This window comes from Flagellimonas flava (assembly GCF_900129665.1).
Taxonomy (GTDB): domain Bacteria; phylum Bacteroidota; class Bacteroidia; order Flavobacteriales; family Flavobacteriaceae; genus Flagellimonas; species Flagellimonas flava.
The window spans coordinates 137,131-155,114 of sequence record NZ_FQWL01000006.1; the positions used below are offsets into that span (position 1 = coordinate 137,131).

Sequence of the window (17,984 nt, forward strand, 5' to 3'; positions counted from 1 at the left end):
TTTATTTGAACTTTAGTTATAATCCTCCTTCTCAAAGTAATTCCACAAATCATTTCCAAGTACCCCACCATTATCTGAGTTGGTAAATATGACGTATCCCCAGTCTTTTTCAATGTCCAATAAAAACCAACTGGTAAAACCTTCATTGTTTCCATCATGGATAAATACTGTGCTGTATTTCCCGTCTGGATTAAGGAATCCTAAAGTATAATAAATATTCATCCCTGAACTTGTCGTAGCGGTTTTAGAGTGGTGCTTAAATAACTCTTTGTAGCTTTCTTTAGACAGTAATTGCCCATGCATTACTGTAATCATCCATTTCGAAAAATCGAGAGCTTCGGTATGCATTGAAGCCGGAGCTATGAACTTACTTTTGTCTTTTTTATACCAATAACTATTCTCCCAATCAATTCTATTACCCTTCTCATTGTAAGGCTCAGCTTTACTTGACATGGTTTTTGATGTTGGAACGAATGTAGAATTAACCATGCCCAATGGTTTAGCGACTTTGTTCTGAAATGAGTTCTCAAGTCCAGACCAATCTGTTTTTTCAATATGTTTTAAGACCATCGCCAGATATTGGTACCCCTCTCCTGAATATTCGTAGTCGGTACCTGGTTCGAATTTGATTTTCAATTTACCATCAGGTTCGTTCTCCCGCCAATTTGGAAATCCTGATCTATGACTCAAAACCATTCTGGCCGTTATTTGCTTATACCTTTGGTCGGACTCAATATCTGGATAAGGCAAATACTTGTATAATGGTCTATCTAGATCCAATACCCCCTGTTCAACATAACTCATCACAAAAAATGCAAAAACAGATTTTGATAACGATGCCGCTTCAAATATGGTTTTGTCCGTAACTAGTTTTTTTTCTTCCTTATTGGAATAGCCAAATGTGTTATGGTAAACTACCTGTCCTTCATTGATCAGCGCGAAAGACAATCCTGGGATGTTCAATTGATTTCTTTTTGATTCAATATAATTATGCAAGGAGTCCCCGGGCACAGCTATTCCTATGTATGATTTTAAGTCCGGATTGTTCTGGGAAGAACAACTGGCAAAAGTGAGCAAAACAAGAAGTCTGTAAATCTTAAGCTGCATATGCTTTTTCACTTTATTTTGATTTTTGTTTGACAGTTTGATGTTAGTAATCCTTTAATTATACTTTACTCAAGAAATATGTAGTCCGTGTAACCAGCTTGCGATGTTAATGGCTGTGTATACTTAGGTAAACTATCCAGAAGCATTATCTGACCTGGTCTCCACAACTTGAGGGCTGCCTCTGGAATTCCTGGCTCTCCTTCTCCTTCAATTGGAAAATAGAAATCTCGGGTTCGTTCTGAATCAAATATCAAGATATGCACATATCCGTCCTTATTATCTCCTCTTTGACCCTTAAAAATATAGGATTCAACTCCCGGTACTTTTGTCCTAAAAGTTGGGGTCAACTGTTCTTTTGCAAATTTTTCCAACTTGTGTGGTTGAGTCTCAGGTAGCAGTTTGAGATATCTAAAACCAACTACTCGACCATCAAAATCACTATTAAGGGGTGTTAAATTGTCAGGTTTCTTTATCTTGTTAAATGATAATAAAAACAATATAAGCAGTCCTAAAGAGCCGAAAAAAAATAATTTGGTTTTCATATTGTTGCGTTTAGTTAGTATTCATCGTTTATTTGAACTTTCGTAAAACTTTCGTGTTTTATACATCTTATGTATGAACCTATTGTGTAGGGTAAGCACCTTCTCTTATTTCATTTTTTCATCAATAATTCGAGCGATATCATCGGCTTTGTCCAATTGGATATAGTGACCCACATTTTTCAAAATAATCAAACTATCTGTTAGCACTAAATCACTGAATTTTTGACATTCTGACCGATATGTTTTTTTATCATCCTCACCCGTGATTATAAGCAAATCAGAAGAAATCGTATTGTATTTGCCAGATATTTTGTCCAAGTCACTAGGGTAATTAACGGATTCCTTCGCATTGGAATAAAGCACTTTAGGTTGCAGCCATATTTGTTTTCTTTCATTTACCAGACTCTGTAAACTGGCTTTATTTTGATTGGCCAACGAAGCTTTAATGCCATCTTCAATTGGCTGTTCAGCAATGGTATAATTTGCTATGAATGCTACTCCCTTTCCTAAAAACGGAATAGAAAGTAATTTATCGGTGTCGCTCACTTCATATGTGAACAATGGAGCATCTATAATCACATATTTTAAGCTGTCATTGTAGTGGTTTGTCATTAAGTAGGCCGCTGTGGACCCACCATATGAATGACCAATGATCATTGGGGATTGCAAGTCCAGTTTTTTTATTATTTGCGCTACCAATTCTGCATTATCCTTCAATTGATAGTTGTAATTAGTATGGGTACTATAGCCGTGACCTAATCGGTCAAAAGCAGTAACCCTGTACTTTTTTGCCAAAGGTTCAATAATGGGGGTCCAGTCTTCAATAGAACCGGGTGTACCGTGAATCAGAATAATATCCTTACCTTCTCCTTTTTGCAAAATTCGAATGCTATTATCACCAATTTCCAGTAGACGAAACCCACCTTGTTCCGACTCGATATATTTATTTCCAATATCCAAATATCCCAAAACCACAATGGATAATGTCAATACTATGATACCTATCCCTAGATGTTTTATTATTTTTTTTAATCTTTTCATTCGAGTCTATATTTCTTAAATGGTTGCTGAAGGTTACTATTGTAATTGGTTGCAGACCTTTTCAAATGGAACAAGCTTGTGCGAGCTGGTAAAATGTCCACTTGACTTTATGGAAAATGATTACGGATGTTTTCACCGTACATTCACAAGACAATTAGAAATCTACCTTGATGTAAACCACTTTCATTTATCATAAACCCATCTCCATCCTTTCTTGATGGTATCTACCCTACCCATCCCGGGGAAATCAAAATGAAAGGCATTAACTCTTGTGGTATCGTTGCTGGCCAAATCCAATAGCTTAGTCCTTGTTTTCTTGGCCATTTTATGCTCCATATCAAAACTGGTTCTCCAATCCAGGTGCTCCATATGTAGGGGATGTAGAAAAGCGTCCGATATGTACAGTAGGTTTTCATTATTACTGGAAATCAGCAATGCGATTTGCCCTGCGGTGTGGCCAGGTGCTTCCACTGAAACTATCCCATCAATTATCTCTTGGTAATCCCCTTTTATAAAATTGACCTTTTCATCCTGTAATGGAGAAATGTTCTTTTCCACGAAGAATTTGAACAAAGGGGGTTGTGCGACGGATTTTGAAGAATGCCAAAAGTCCCACTCCGTATGGTGCATATGAAAAGTTGCATTGGGATAATTCAATTGTCCCTTATTGGAGAAAACACCCCCTATATGGTCGGGGTGGAAGTGGGTTAATATCACATCGGTAATTCCATTCTTGGAAATTCCCTTTCTCTCCAACAGATTGCTCAATTGTCCCCTTAGCACAAATTCCTTTCCCTTGAACACTATGGGTTCATCTGAAAAGCCGATACCCGAATCAATCAGAACAGTCCTAGTATTATCTTTTAACAGTAGCGAAATGTAGGGGGATGGAATTATGTCAGTGGTAATGTCGAATCTACTGAGTTCAGACTGGACTTCCATGGAATCCACATTGATAAAATAGTCTTTGGCCTTATACTTGAATATGAGGTCTCTAAAAACCGTACATTGGAATCTTCCTATCTTGAATTCATGAATGTTATCTTCCAATAAATCCATGATGGAACCGGGAATTATATTTAGAAATGGCAGAGTTGAGAACAGTGTGCCATTTGTTTTTAGGAAGCCTCGCCTATTCATTCTTTCGCCAGTTTATATTTTACCCATAAGGTAAACACTTTTCCGGAGAAATGCCCTATGGGAGTATATTTCAAAGAATCGTTTATTTGAACTTTAAGTATTAACTATACTTCTTGTTACAGGCATTTTTTTGGAATGTTATCAGAGAGTTCATAATGAAGGATAGACTGATTCAATGGCTTGCACAAGTTTTTTAAGTCCTAGGGGGGCGCTTGTTTCTAACATTTGAATACCTTCAACAAAATCCACTGCCTTTGCACCATATAAACTAAAGTGTTGGGTAATCCTTGTACGACCTGAATCTATAGGCACGAACTCCATCTTATTAATGAACACAGCACCTTCCAATGGAATTTCAATCACTGCAAAACACTGAGGTTCAAGCTGGGTTATTGTCCAATTGTGGGCGTCTTTCCCGGGTGTTTTTGTGGAACCTGAGGCACCTTGAACAAATGCCCCTTCTATTTTTATCCATTCAACAGCTTTTCCCTCAAGTCGTTCCCAATTGGAGACATCAGTCCAAAATGACCATACAAATGATCTTTCGGAGTTACATTCAATTGAGTGTTCGAATTCCCAAATAGTTTTGTTCATTACTTCTTATCGTTTACTATAACGGTTTATGTATGATCCGTGGCCCGCAACCTGTTCCATACCCCTAGGTAATGAATCAGTACATGGTGTTAAATCTCGTTACTTTAATTTCTGTTCGACAAACTCTCAATTCTTAATGATTACTAATTCAGATATATCTTGATTTTCATCAATTTTGAAAACAATACGCCCGTGCCTTTATTTGGGTATGTAGTAATTTTAAATTCGGCATTCTTGGTTTCAAACTTAAATGGAATTTCAACACCCTCAATAAATACCCTTACCGGAAGTAAGTTACTTAAAACAACTACTAAACCAAATACAAGAAGTCCCAATAGTATTCTGCGAATCCTTTATTTGAATTTTCATAAATGTAGGAAAATCCCATTTATCAAAAATTGGGTTTTCGGTGAAAGGATAGTAAAACAGTCAATTGGATTTGATTTTCCTTTTGTGCATTTTACAATATGCCTTGTCCATGTCTTGCTTCTTGTCCCAGAAAAGTGTTCCACACTCTAGGCACTTTCGCCTTCCTTGGTATGCCAGATATTTATAGAGGGTCTTTTTAGATCCAACATCAATGAGTTTCATGATTTCCTCAATACTCAGTTTATTGTCCCTGTAGTACCGTTCCGCCATTATGGCTTTGTGCAATGCCTGATTGCTCAGACCGGGCTTCCGACCGATTTTCATCCCCCGTCGCCTTGAACTCTCCAGCCCTGCCCGTGTCCGTTCAATGATGATGTCCCTTTCCAATTGGGCAACCGAAGCGAACAGGTTGAATATGAACCTCCCGTGTGGTGATGTAGTATCAATGAAGTTTTCCTGAATGCTTTTGAAGTGGATTCCCTTTTGCTCAAAATCCTCAATGAGCTTGGTCAGATGTGAAAGGCTTCTGGCAATTCTGTCCAGTTTCCAAACCACAAGTGTATCACCCTCCCTCAAAATGGACAGCAGTTCATCCAGTCCCTTTCGTTCTGCTTTTGCTCCTGATGATATATCCGCATAAATGTTCTTGGATTTGATTCCTTCCTTCAGAAAGGCATCCACCTGTAAATCGTGTTTTTGGGATTTTGTACTCACCCTTGCATATCCAAACTTCATCTTAGGGGCAATAAAGGGTATATAAGGTAAACTATTTAAGTGTACGGAAAAAGTAAACTCCTTATTATCAATGAACTTATGTTAGTGTAAAAGTTTAATTAAACGGTGGATTTTCTAAACTCTAATTGTCTCATAAAAAGTGAATTAACGGAACAATCAAAAAGGATGGAAAATGGAACTGGAATTGAATTTTAAGATCTGCAATTATCTTAGTGTCGAAAAACGGCCGATTTAAAGCACTGTCGTTTGATGCAAAAGCTCTAACTTGAAAGTTTGTGGCTTTTACTACTGTATTAGCCATAAATCAATTGTTGCTATTATGAACCTTTCCTTGAACCCTTTTCAATTCATCTTCCTATTAGGAGGAGTTCATGGGTTACTTATTTTTTTCGCTGTTATATTAAAAAAAAATCGAGGTAAAAATCGATTAATATTCAGTTTGTTTCTGCTTTCTATCTCACTGGCCTGTATTAAAATAGCTCTTCAGGAGATTTTCCCCGTATTTTGGTCAACCTTCCCCATACCTCTTTTATTTCAGTTTGCTTGGGGCCCTCTGCTTCTCCTCTACACTCGAAGTATCCTGTATAATAAGTTTGCCAGCACCGCCTTTAATTTTAGTCTTTTTATTCCATCTTTCCTCTTTGATTTTCTATTCGTACTGGTATCTAAATTGGGAATTATTGATTTAGAATTATTCTATCAAATGAGTTTTATCATTGACATTGCTGCCGCAATTCATTTTTCCTTTTTCATATTTCAATCCATCGGTGTATTAAAATCATATCGAAAAGGATTGGAAGGATTCTATTCTAACATTTCTGAAGAAACTATCAATTGGCTTGTTTCTCTCTATATAATTTGTGGAGTTATGCTTGTTTGTTGGTTGCTCTATATACTATCTAGCTTATATCTGTCAAGTTTTGACCTACCCTTTGCAAACCTAAAAACATACTATTTCTCTTATATATGGCTATCTGCTACCATCTATTACCTCGTATATAGATGGCATGTGGGTAGCTCTATTCAGCAGATTGACAAACCAGTCAAATCCAGAAAATCAGTTAAGAGACTCCTCTACGACCCTAATGAGATTTTCGAGCAAGTGTCAAAGAACAAGTATTATCTAGACCCAAAGTTGACGCTTAAAAAATTAGCTAATCAAATGGAGCTTAACATAAATGACCTATCTCAGACTATTAACATAGGGCTGGGTAAAACTTTCAGTGATTTTATTAACGAGTTGCGCGTAGATGAAGTAAAACAAAAAATTCACGATCCTAAATATGCTCATCTTAACTATCTGGGCATTGCAATGGAGTCGGGTTTTAATTCCAAAGCTACATTTAATAGAGCTTTCAAAAAGTTCACTGGGGAGAACCCTACCACTTACCTAAAGAAATAATAGGTCTCATATTCCCATTTGAGCCGCAAGTAGTATTTATTATCATTTCATTTGGGGCAAACAAAGAACATTGTTGTCGTCGCTTAGTTGCGCAATAATCATTGTTTAACTTGAATCTATTACACCATTTTTTTGACAATGATCTTTTTGAAAACATTGATCTAAAAAACAACTAATATATGCTCCATGACGATAAAGGAAACAAATAAAAAAAAGGGAAGGTATTACACCTTGGCCAGAGTAATTCTTTTCTTTGCTTGTACTTTGGTTGTTCATATTCTTAGCTCAATTCTTACAGAAAATGCACCTGAAAGAATCGTTGAGCAATTATTAATGCTCTCTGCGACAATCTTGACCTTCTTTCTGGTTTTGCTATTTACACGTTGGGAGAAACTTAAGCCGAATGACGTGGGAATTGTTCCTGGCAAAAAGAGTGCTTCACGTTTTTCTATTGGCTTTGGTGCTGGATTGTTAATGGCGATCACGCAAGCCTTGATAGTTTTAAGTTTTGGTCATTTTCAATTAAAACTCGTTCCCGAAATAACTATGGCCGAAATAGGTTTACCCTTACTTTTGTATGTATTGGTAGGATCTAGAGAAGAATTAGTGTTTCGCTCCTATTCTTTAAGAAGCTTAAGTTATTCCTGGACTCCTTTTTTGGCATTGGTTATTATGACCACGATCTTTAGTCTGGAACATTTAGTTTCTGGAAATACGTGGCAAAACGCAATAATAGGTGCCGGCACTGGAGGAATTTTATTTGGTTTGGCGGCCTTAAAGACAAAAGGACTGGCCTTACCCTTAGGGCTTCATATTGCATGGAATTTCGGACAATGGTCATTAGGGTTTAAAGGCAGACCGGGCATATGGGAAGCAATAGTTGAAAAAGGATATGAATCGCAGGTTGAAAATATTGGTTTGGCTGCTTTTATATTTGTTATGGGTTTGGCCATTGCAGGGGTTTGTATTGTCTATAAAAAGGAAAAGTTATTATAGAAAGCAAGACTATCGCAAAGACAGCTATAACAACTGAAGCGGAAAGAATATAGTTAGCCACCACTACTTTATACTCTATGATAAAGTCTTAATTCTTGGTAGACCCGAAAAACCAACGTATTACGGGGCTAACTTCTGTGGACACTTTCATTTGCTTTCTTGTAGATGTCATTAACAGTCATACACATTATCTTCTTGTGGAATTGGCAATTAAGAATCAACTGATGGTTTTCAATATTCATTATCGAATTTATTTCATTGGAATCGGATTGCTACTGGAGGGGGATATAGCACCATAGAAGATTTCAAAAAGTTATTGCTGGCCATTAAAGGACACAAGTTATTGGATGAAAAACATACCGATTTGCTCATCAATCGATATTAGCGCACAGAAAACAAACGAAAAACGTTTGGATTTGCTGGAGGTGCTATGGGTGTAAGCGCACATTTTTGGTGGAACCTCCAAACCGATGACTATATTATTTCGCTTTCAAACTACGATCCAACCAACACCTCAAAGATATTTGGCAGTTTAAAAAAGATGTAGGAGGCTTTGTAGTTCATGGTTTGCTACAATGAAAGGATAAATCCGACTATATAATATCTTACCTCTCAAATTCATCCAATAAGGGAATCACATTATTTTTATAGAGTCTCCCTGATATGATAAAATCTTTTGTTTTTAGTACAATTTTATACTCCGAATTTCCCTTATAGGCTATTCTATTTACATATCTCTTATTTACCATGACAGATCGATGCACCCTTATAAATGAAGAATTGGAGAGCTCCGCATCTACTTTTTGCATCGTAGATCTATAAAGGAATTTCTGGTCAACAGTTTTTAATACTAAATAATTTCCGTCAGAATGAATTGATACAATATCTTCAGCTGGGACTGTAAGTACCCTTCCATTTTTTTTTATTTCAAATTGGGAACCTCGATTTCCTTTTTCGAGAGCGTTATATGCCTTTATGATATCATTGATTTTGTGACTCAACTTTGCAGCACCTTCTTTTTGCAAAATATCTTGCATTCTCCCTAAAGACAGATCCATTCTTTCTTGATCGAACGGTTTCAAGAGATAGTCCACTGCATTGATCTCAAAGGCTTTTAGGGCAAAATTATCATAGGCCGTTGTAAAAATGACGTAGGGTACCTTATCCAATCTTCGCAGAACCGAAAACCCATCCCAATCGGGCATTTCGATATCCAAAAAAATAAAATCTGGGGTTCGCAATTGGATTTCTTCAATGGCTTGCTTTCCATTTTTACATTCGGCCAAAACCAAAATATTCCCATGTTTTTCCAACAACTTGATTATTCGCTGCCTGGCCAAAAACTCATCATCTACTATAATGCAACTAAATTTCATGGAATCAATCTTTTATGGGCAAACAAATCTTGGTGACATAGCGATTGTCCGTTTCATAGGAAGAACTAAAAAAATATTGCGATCCGTAATAGCCCTCCAATCTTTTCTTAATATTCCTTAACCCCACTCCGGTTCCCTTTGCCCTATCTGAAACCTCTCTATTCTCAGTGGTATTTAAAACTTCAAAAGCTAAAAATTTTGATTTCCCTTCCCTGGTTTGTTCTTTGATTTTGATATCGACGATACATTTGTCAATAGCACTGGCTACACCAAATTTGATGACATTTTCTACCAAAGGCTGTAACAGCATATTGGGTATTTTCTCTTGTAGGATATGTTTTGAAACATTGTAGTTCACTATCATTTTATCTGAATATCGAATCTGTTCAAGACCCAAATAGCCTTCAATAAAATCCAGTTCCTGTTTTACGGTAATCATTTGTTCCAAATCGTTTTCCAACATCGTTCTCATGAGGTCCCCTATTTTGGTCAACATCTTTTGGGCCATATTGGAATCAATATCTATCATGGAAGAAATAGAATGCAAGGTGTTGAACAAAAAATGAGGGTGGAGCTGCATTTGTAAAGAACTCAGTTGTGCGGCTATTAGCTCTTTTTGATTTTTTAGATAGCGCCGTTGGTAATCTATGGCAAAAAATATGGCCATAATGACCAATACCTCGATAAGGCTTGAGAAGCTACCCACCACCAGGCCTATCATACTATTTTGTCCAAAAAAATCTTTCATGTAGCCTGTACTAAAAAAGAAAATGAGATCGTAAAGCTTAACAGAAATTATATTATGGACCACAGCGAGAAGGAGAATGGATATCACTAGGAATACTAGCTGTAAGACGGTATTGGTTTTAACTTGTAGTCTGCTCACCACTACATACGCCAAGGGGAGCATTAAAAACCATATCAAATAGTTTAGGACAATCTTAATGCCAACATAGAACCAACTAAATGGAAAGTTATATTGATTCACCAAATAGTCGGTATATTCCTTTGCTATAAAAAAGAGGCTGGTAATGACAAGGGTCAACCCTATTTTACCTATGGAAATGGGCAATTTTTTATAACTTTGATATACTCTTTTCAACATCACTTAAAACCTTTATCTAGGGCTAACTGCTTAACATCAAGTGCTTATTAATATTAAAAAAAAACGCCATGAACATAAAATTTTTTATTGGCTTTCCATTATTATGTCTATTGACATTTTCTTGCAAGGGCAAAAGTGATAAGGTTGATTCAGAAAAAACTGCAACGGAAAATCATGAAATCAAAAATATCAGCGAACTTACGTTTCGGGAGATTCTTTTTTTACTTCACAAAGAAAATGAATTTGGCACCGATTATCATGGGGATTCTTTTGGTAAAGAAGCCATGGGGGATATCATTGTAACCACGACCGCCAAAACGGATTGTGGTGATGAGATGGCATTAGTAAATACTTCACCAGAAAAAAAAGCCCAAATAGCCACAATGGCGAGCTTCAATTTCCCTAATAATCCTGTCAAAGAAATTGCTATGGTGTACATGATTGCTCCTAATGACACCCTACCCATAGGCCGCAATATGCTTTGCTATAATGGTGAAAAGTACATGATTGCCAGAAAAGTGCTCTCTGCCGGATACGTCAAGGAAAACTAAAGACATTATTAACTTCTTGGGGCCAAAGTGGTCCATTCTTCAAAAACGGGTCTTTAGTTTTTCACAACGGGTCTAAACGAAGGTAGTCCATCATGCAGTTTGTTTTTGGTTATTTGCCGCAGGGACTTTCCATTCTTTGAGATAATGAATATTTCCCTGCTGAGCGAGGTATTGGCACTGAAAGCTATCCATTGTCCATCCATTGAAAACGAGGCCCTATATTGAAGACTATGATTCCAACCCTGATCCAACTTCAAAAACTTTCCTCTTTGGATACCATTGCTTTTAAGTGTTTCATTGGAAACTACCCTCCTGACGTCAGAACCATTTGGCTCCATTATAAACAGTTCAAAACCACCATCCCTATCTGAATAAAACAAAATTTCAGTTGCATCAGGGGACCAAACCGGTGCTAGGTCCGCATGCCGTTTGCTCGTCAATCTTGTTTCCTTACCATTTTTTAAGTTCTTCTTGATAATATTGGAGCCACTTTCGTCACCGGACACATATATTACTTCACTATAAATGGAAACATCGGGTTGGGATTCATATTTGTTATCGGTCTTAACCAATAGTTCCGTTTTGCCCGACTGTACATTTACACGGTATAAATCGCCTCCTCGGCTATAAACCACATGTGACCCATCTGCATCAAATACGGGATCAAATTCATAATCCTGGCCAACATTATCCAATCTCCTGGCATTTGAACCATCCGGATCGGTAATCCAAATGCGCCATCCTCCTCTTCGATAGGACTCAAAAGTTATTTTCTTTCCATCCCTTGACCAATTAGGATAATAATCCGGACGAATCCCAGACTGACCAATTTGTTTCAGCGCTGAGCCGTCAGGTTCCATTAAAAAGATATTTCCTTTGGATCCCTTGTTATTTGCTTTAAAAAATGCAATTTCGGTGGTTTGCCCTATGCCACTGTACTGGAAAAGCCCAAAAACGAATAACAATTGTAAACCTTGGTTTCTAAATATTGTTTTCATATCAATTTGAATTTGATGTATCTAAAATTAGTAGGGTCTGGGCAGTCAAATCATTGAAATGTTATAACCAATTCTTTTTTGGGACGGAAGGTTAAAAATAGTTTCCAACCAATCCCAAAACAAAAAGATCAATCGCACACTGGATAGCGCGTTCTTGAGTTAAACCAAAAGACAGAAAAAAACAGGGAGTAAACGGAACAACCTTTTCTATCTTAATCAAAGGCACTTTAAAAAGGAAGTTAAGGGCAAAAGCATTGCAGAAAACAACCGTTAGTAATTCTTTGAACGATGTAACTGTAAAACATTAAGTGAACCGTAGGTATCCAATCATAACATGCTGTTCCCTGATGGCCACTGGACATGAGGCGGGTATATTGACAATGGTTAATTTGAAAGGTACAGAAACTAAAGCTTAACCTATTATCAATCCACATTATTCGTTCAAATAAAATTTAGGGAGGGTTGTCATTTCGAGTCCATATCAATCTCCATTTTTAAATAGTTTAGTCTTTAACCTTACTACAACTGATTCAATTTTCAGTGAAGTTTTTGATTATGGTGATTGTTGAATTTTGTCACGAGAATACCGGTTCATCACAAATTTTTTTAATAGGGCAGACTTTCAATATAGTTTCGACAAGAACTTAACTAGAAAAAAATGAATATAAAAAATTACATGGGCATTGTAATGTTGGCATTATCACTCATAGCTTGCCAACGGGGCCCAAAGAAAACTGCGAAGACAACCGAACAGGCTTCCCAAGAAAATATAGATGAGACTTCCATGGAAGGTAATGGAGAAGAAGTTAGTGAAAAGGGTACCGCCGATCTAGGGCCTAATTTTAACCCTGTTGGTTCTGAAGTAGCTTATTACTCCTACGTTAGCGAAAATCCCCCAGTAGCCCGAATTTTTATTTCCAATTTGGACGGTAGTAATACTCGACAAGTGTCGCATTTGGATTCCATTGGCTTTCATGTAGAACCTAAATGGTCAAGGGATGGGAAGAAAATAGTATATACCAGCTTTTTGGAGGTAGGTTCGAGAATGATGGTTGTTGATGCCGATGGAGAAAACCCTACGGAACTGGCTACGGTCTCCGACGACGGTTTTCATATGTTCACTTCTTGGGATCTATCTGGGGATGGCTATTTTTTCTTTCACTGGCCAAAAGAAGAATTTACGCCAGATGCCTATTATGCCTATTATGCCAAGGATGGCAAAGTTGAGCGATTGACCGAAAACGGAAAGACCAACAGACCCCAAATCACTGAAGATGGCGTGCTTTACATCAATCGAGTTGAGAGCGAAACTCCCTACGTAGCCACAAAACAACTTTACGATATGGAAAACAAAAAAATAATAAAGGATATTCCGGAATTAGAAGGTGAGTTCATTGTTGGAAAACATACCGTTAAGTCGGTCGAGAATGAGGATTCAACCACCTTTGTTTTAGAAGATCTGCAAGGGAATGACTTAAAAGAGCTAGGAACAGTGCCTTATAAAAAAATTATGTTCACGACAATCGATAAAAACCTAGAGTACGTGGCCTACAACACAGACTTTGCAGATGGTGCCGAGATCCATCTATTGAAAATAGCTACTGGGGAAATTATCAAGGTCACAAAAAACTAAATAAAATTGAAATGAAGTTAATATGTAATACGGCCTTATTCCTCCTAATTTTGGTTGCCGTCCGTGCGCAAAGCGATGTCATTACTCTCGACAATAACGGAAAAAAAATCCCCGTCAGGATTATTAAGCCCGAAGGATATGCCTCAAACAAAGTCTATCCTGTATTGATCGGGCCAGGTCTGGACAATGGAAATCTTAACGTGGGGTGTCGATATTTTGGTTCAAACCCGGGGCAACACGGTTGGATTTTAGTGGAAAGTTCCATTCATATGGAGAATAGGAAAGCCGTGGCATTACTTCTAGATCATTTGGAATTAAATTACCGAACCGGCAAAGTATACATTCTAGGTTTCTCCGCAAATAGTGTGGACGCCTTTACTATAGCGTCCATTTATAACAACAGAATTCATGGAATCATCGGAATGCCTGGAAATCCCAGTTCCCCAAATATAAATAGCCATAAAGGGCAACAGATTTTAATGATTGTCGGAGAACGAGATACCTATTGGAAAAACAGAGCGGAACAGGCAAAGGTAAAACTAGATGAAAAGGGATACCAAAATGAACTGGTGATCATTCCAAAAGGAGGACATATTCTGGATGAGTTGACAGGAAAACCCCTATTTGCCATCTTAAATAGGAAGTTATCAAAGTAAGAAAGACTAAAGGAACTGGTATTAACAATTTCAACGGCCTTATTCAGTGTTGGGTTTAATTAGCAAACTCAATTGATAGGTTCTTGAAGAATCCAGTATTGAAAGGGTGAAAGAAATCCAAGAAAATGCAACAACCGATATTTATCTATGTGGAGGCGGGGAGTTTGCTGGTTGGTTATTGGAAAATGGAATGATTGACCAGTTAAAAACTTAGGTTAAATCCTATTATTTTGGGAAATGGAACAAGGTTTTTTGGTTCCTCGAAGGCGGGCGGAAGATGGAAATTAATAGATAAAGAACCCTTCTCGGATGGATTTCAAATATTAGCATATAACAAGAAAAGATAATGTGAACTGCTTTGTACTACGTCATGAAAGTTGTTTGAAATTATCCAAACATTCAAGGTTGATAAAAAATGACGGCCCCATAATGGAACCTATTTCGGTACTGTAGCTTTTTTCCATTTCCTTTCCTTCATCTGGCTGTATAATGGGACATTTTCGTTGGAGAAAACCATTGGACTAAATTGCATATTTTTATTTTACGTATTGTTGATTATTGACTTATGGAAAATTTGCTCATTAAAACGGTGGATTTGTTTTTTACCATAAACGCAGTATCTCAATTGAAAATTAAAGGTTTAACAAGATTGTAAACTTCCTGTAAATCAAAAGACTGAGGTCTAAAAAAGAGATTGGAGTTGCTGTTAGTGCAGATTGCTACAATAACATCGTCTTCGACGATTTTTAACAAAAAAGAACGTCCTCCAGTCGATGTTCCTCCGTGATGTATAAGTGTTCTATTGGATTTTGATAGTTTGGTTATTCTAAATCCTAACCCGTAATCGTGGTTGCCTTGTTCACCATTATTAAATTTTTTTATGGTGAAAAGTTGTTTCTGGTATTTTGGATAAAGAAGAGAATCAAGGTTTAGCATCATATTAACCAAATCTGTGGCATTTGACAAAAAACCTCCTCCTGCAAGTCTACCAGAATTATTCACTTTAATAGCCCTTCTTACTTCTCCCGTTTTGACATTTGATGTATAAAAATTTAAATAATCGTCTGACCTTTCTGGCCTGGTGTTTATCATATTCAATTTCTCACAAGTATTAGTTTCCACATATTTCGAGAATTCCTGGCCCGTTAAATTTTCAATGGCTGCTGCTATCAAACAGTAATTGTAAGTACTATAGTGATAGTTAGTACCTGGCTCAAAGAGTAATTTATCCCGTTCGAAAACAGATAGGGATTCATTTGCATTGTTAAATTCTTTATTTGAAAAAAACTCAAGACCTTCGTAATGTCTAATACCTGACTGATGTGCGGCAAGTTCCGCAAAGCTAATGTTCTTTTCCAATGCTAAATCTGGAATGTAGTTTTGAACACTTTCGGATAGCTTAATTTTTCCTTCTTGTACCAGACTTAGTAAGGTTATTGCACTAAGACTTTTTGAGATGCTCCCAATTCGGTAGCGGGAATTATCGGATGCTGGAATTTGTTTAACAGGATTATAGCAGCCGAAGGACTTGTTCAAAATAACCTCACCATCTTTAGCAATACATACATTTATGGCTGGTATTTTGAATTTGTTCTTTAAAGCCAATATTTGGTCTTGAATGGTATCTAAAGTGTTATTTTTAAGATTGACATTATTTGTCGTCTCTAAAGATTCACATTTGTTTGTTGTAACATAATCAAAGGACCTACCTCTTTCAAACGATCTTAAAATCAAATCACGATGGTATATTAGCATTCCTGTAACAGAAACAAAAAGGAGAATAAGTAATAATTTCGCAATTAACTTTACTTTTTTCATAAATTCTTAATTCAACGGTAAAACTAAAACTATAAAGGTGAAGAAAATTGTACCTAATTAACCATCAGTTGGTTTCTAAACTGATGGGGAGAAATTCCAAAATATTTTTTGAAAGAACGTGTAAAATGTGCATTATCGTAGAATCCCAATTCAAAAGCCACGGAACTAATTGTGGTCTTGTCCCTTGTTAACATTACAGCCCCTCTTGATAATTTAGTTTTTAATTGGTACTCCCTAATTGTATATCCCTTTTTGCTTTTAAAACATTTGGTCATGTAGACCGGATGTAAATCCATTCGTTTGGAGAGTTCATCCAACGAGTGAAATTTATTAGTTTCATTTTCTAATATTTTTTGAAGCGGGAGAATCCAAAACGGGTTGGCGTCTTTATAGTCGAGATTATGTATGTCAAGGACGCAATCGGTCAAAACTTGTATTATCAATTCGTAATCATAGCCATATGTGAAATCCAATAGTATTTTGTACATGGCAGCACCACTTAAGGGGTTTACTTTGCTGTAAGTATTCAAGGGTTGTATTTCCAAAAAGTCAAAAAAATGTTTTTTCAATTCGATGTTAAAACAAGATACCTTGGTGTCAAGAAACCTGTTCATATGAACGTGGCTTTTTGGTCTGAATAACACATCTCCTTTTTTTATCAGATCTTCTTCATGGCCATAGATTTCTTTATAACTTCCATTAACCAATAGGCATAAATATGGGTTAGAATGATTATGCTCAGGCACTATAATATCTTTATCATAATGCGTGACACAAAGCTTTAGAAAGTCACACTCGAATGATGTTAATTGTTCTCCATAATATTCTCCAATTCTTAGTTGTGCCATTGTAATGTTGCTTTGTAACGCTTTTTTAATAACGGAAATTTATATCTGGTTAAGGTTAACTTAAGTAAGAAAAAGGGTTTTCATATATATATATTAACCACTTCGTGTTATTGTTTGTATTCTTTTGCCCTGCAATTGTAAAGGTAGGGCGGTGAGATGCACTACTTCTCCACAGAACTGGAGCCATAGGGTTTTGTTCTCATTTTAGAAGTTTTTGAATTAGCTGTCAAAACGTTTCTTCCGTCCACCTTTCTCAATTGACTGACTCAATTTTATTTCTAACTAAACTTTAACTCTATGAAAGTAAAGAAACTGTTTGGGGTACTAGCTGTGATGCTTTTGTCTTTTATTTCCGCTCGGTCCCAAGAGAAAACAATTACCGGTACGGTCCTGGACCAAACTGGAATCCCATTACCTGGGGTCAATATTGTCGTTGAAGGTACCACTAATGGTACCCAAACTGATTTTGATGGAAATTACGCGATCAGCGCCAGTCAAGGTCAAGCTCTTCTTTTTACCTATATCGGGCAACGTCCTGCAAGAAGGGATGTTGGTGCGAGTGACGTTATCAACGTCCAAATGGAGGAGGATACCCAAGCTCTTGAGGAGGTTGTTGTAACAGCCCTTGGTATTAAGAGGGAGAAGCAAGCTTTGGGTTATGCGGTAACCGAAGTTGGTTCCGAAGACCTAGAACAGCGTCCTGAAGGTGATGTTGCCAGGGTACTTCAAGGTAAGGCCTCTGGGGTACAGATCACGCAACAAAGTGGTCTTTCAGGTTCTGGTACCAACATCGTTATCCGGGGACAAACAACGTTCAGTGGTAGCAACCAGGCTCTTTTCATTATAGATGGTGTTCCTTTCAGTACGGATACCAACTCCCAAGGTAGGAAGGATGACCGTAACGATTTCGTAAACGGTAACAACGGTTCCAGTAGATTCTTGGATTTGGACCCTAACACTATTGAAAGTGTAAACGTACTTAAAGGTCTTGCTGCTGCAACACTTTACGGTTCACAGGGTCGTAACGGGGTTATCCTTATTACAACCAAAGGTGGTTCTTCACAAGCTGGACC

The 17,984-nt window shown here is 37.1% G+C and carries 17 protein-coding genes; 6 read left to right on the forward strand and 11 right to left on the reverse strand.

What is annotated here, in order from left to right:
- Window positions 1-12 precede the first annotated feature (12 nt).
- The 6 genes from BUC10_RS15420 to BUC10_RS15450 form a co-directional block, all read right to left on the reverse strand.
- Window positions 13-1,119: a serine hydrolase domain-containing protein gene (locus BUC10_RS15420; RefSeq protein ID WP_245812840.1), complete on the reverse strand. Its 1,107-nt coding sequence runs from the start codon at window positions 1,117-1,119 to the stop codon at window positions 13-15.
- A gap of 53 nt (window positions 1,120-1,172) precedes the next feature.
- Window positions 1,173-1,649 carry a hypothetical protein gene (locus tag BUC10_RS15425; protein ID WP_131819094.1) on the reverse strand — a complete coding sequence of 159 codons (477 nt, stop codon included), beginning with the start codon at window positions 1,647-1,649 and terminating at the stop codon, window positions 1,173-1,175.
- A gap of 105 nt (window positions 1,650-1,754) precedes the next feature.
- Entirely contained in the window at window positions 1,755-2,690 is a 936-nt protein-coding gene (locus tag BUC10_RS15430) for an alpha/beta fold hydrolase (RefSeq protein WP_073181251.1), read from the reverse strand.
- A gap of 183 nt (window positions 2,691-2,873) precedes the next feature.
- On the reverse strand, window positions 2,874-3,830 hold the full coding sequence (locus BUC10_RS15435; protein WP_084732682.1) for an MBL fold metallo-hydrolase: 957 nt from the start codon (window positions 3,828-3,830) through the stop codon (window positions 2,874-2,876).
- Window positions 3,831-3,980: 150 nt separating this feature from the next.
- A complete protein-coding gene (locus tag BUC10_RS15440) occupies window positions 3,981-4,424 on the reverse strand; it encodes an SRPBCC family protein (RefSeq protein WP_073181255.1) in 444 nt (147 codons plus the stop codon).
- Between the two features lie 429 nt (window positions 4,425-4,853).
- Window positions 4,854-5,528 carry a recombinase family protein gene (locus tag BUC10_RS15450; RefSeq protein WP_073181259.1) on the reverse strand — a complete coding sequence of 225 codons (675 nt, stop codon included), beginning with the start codon at window positions 5,526-5,528 and terminating at the stop codon, window positions 4,854-4,856.
- Between the two features lie 319 nt (window positions 5,529-5,847).
- Between BUC10_RS15450 and BUC10_RS15455 the strand changes: the two genes are divergently transcribed.
- Window positions 5,848-6,930, forward strand: coding sequence for a helix-turn-helix domain-containing protein (locus BUC10_RS15455; RefSeq protein ID WP_073181261.1), 1,083 nt, complete (start codon window positions 5,848-5,850; stop codon window positions 6,928-6,930).
- A gap of 186 nt (window positions 6,931-7,116) precedes the next feature.
- On the forward strand, window positions 7,117-7,926 hold the full coding sequence (locus BUC10_RS15460; RefSeq protein WP_073181263.1) for a type II CAAX endopeptidase family protein: 810 nt from the start codon (window positions 7,117-7,119) through the stop codon (window positions 7,924-7,926).
- Window positions 7,927-8,531: 605 nt separating this feature from the next.
- Here the strand turns inward: BUC10_RS15460 and BUC10_RS15470 are convergent.
- Window positions 8,532-9,302, reverse strand: coding sequence for a LytR/AlgR family response regulator transcription factor (locus BUC10_RS15470; protein WP_073181267.1), 771 nt, complete (start codon window positions 9,300-9,302; stop codon window positions 8,532-8,534).
- A 4-nt stretch (window positions 9,303-9,306) separates the two neighbouring features.
- Complete coding sequence (locus BUC10_RS15475; protein WP_073181269.1) at window positions 9,307-10,407, reverse strand: sensor histidine kinase; 1,101 nt, start codon at window positions 10,405-10,407, stop codon at window positions 9,307-9,309.
- Window positions 10,408-10,475: 68 nt separating this feature from the next.
- Here BUC10_RS15475 and BUC10_RS15480 point away from each other — a divergent pair, with 68 nt between their 5' ends.
- Window positions 10,476-10,958 carry a hypothetical protein gene (locus BUC10_RS15480; protein ID WP_073181271.1) on the forward strand — a complete coding sequence of 161 codons (483 nt, stop codon included), beginning with the start codon at window positions 10,476-10,478 and terminating at the stop codon, window positions 10,956-10,958.
- A 53-nt stretch (window positions 10,959-11,011) separates the two neighbouring features.
- On the opposite strand, the gene BUC10_RS15485 is transcribed toward BUC10_RS15480, so the two are convergent.
- The gene (locus BUC10_RS15485) at window positions 11,012-11,956 is read right to left on the reverse strand and encodes a TolB family protein (protein ID WP_073181273.1); all 945 of its coding nucleotides are present in this window, start codon (window positions 11,954-11,956) and stop codon (window positions 11,012-11,014) included.
- A gap of 658 nt (window positions 11,957-12,614) precedes the next feature.
- On the opposite strand from BUC10_RS15485, the gene BUC10_RS15490 reads away from it, so the two are divergent.
- Window positions 12,615-13,589, forward strand: coding sequence for a TolB family protein (locus BUC10_RS15490; protein ID WP_073181275.1), 975 nt, complete (start codon window positions 12,615-12,617; stop codon window positions 13,587-13,589).
- A gap of 11 nt (window positions 13,590-13,600) precedes the next feature.
- Window positions 13,601-14,245, forward strand: coding sequence for an alpha/beta hydrolase (locus BUC10_RS15495; protein ID WP_073181277.1), 645 nt, complete (start codon window positions 13,601-13,603; stop codon window positions 14,243-14,245).
- A gap of 621 nt (window positions 14,246-14,866) precedes the next feature.
- On the opposite strand, the gene BUC10_RS15500 is transcribed toward BUC10_RS15495, so the two are convergent.
- The gene (locus BUC10_RS15500; RefSeq protein ID WP_073181279.1) at window positions 14,867-16,063 is read right to left on the reverse strand and encodes a serine hydrolase domain-containing protein; all 1,197 of its coding nucleotides are present in this window, start codon (window positions 16,061-16,063) and stop codon (window positions 14,867-14,869) included.
- A gap of 53 nt (window positions 16,064-16,116) precedes the next feature.
- On the reverse strand, window positions 16,117-16,677 hold the full coding sequence (locus BUC10_RS15505; RefSeq protein WP_165614919.1) for a helix-turn-helix domain-containing protein: 561 nt from the start codon (window positions 16,675-16,677) through the stop codon (window positions 16,117-16,119).
- Between the two features lie 531 nt (window positions 16,678-17,208).
- Here BUC10_RS15505 and BUC10_RS15510 point away from each other — a divergent pair.
- The coding region (locus tag BUC10_RS15510; protein WP_165614920.1) for a TonB-dependent receptor plug domain-containing protein at window positions 17,209-17,984 on the forward strand (776 nt) is incomplete at its 3' end.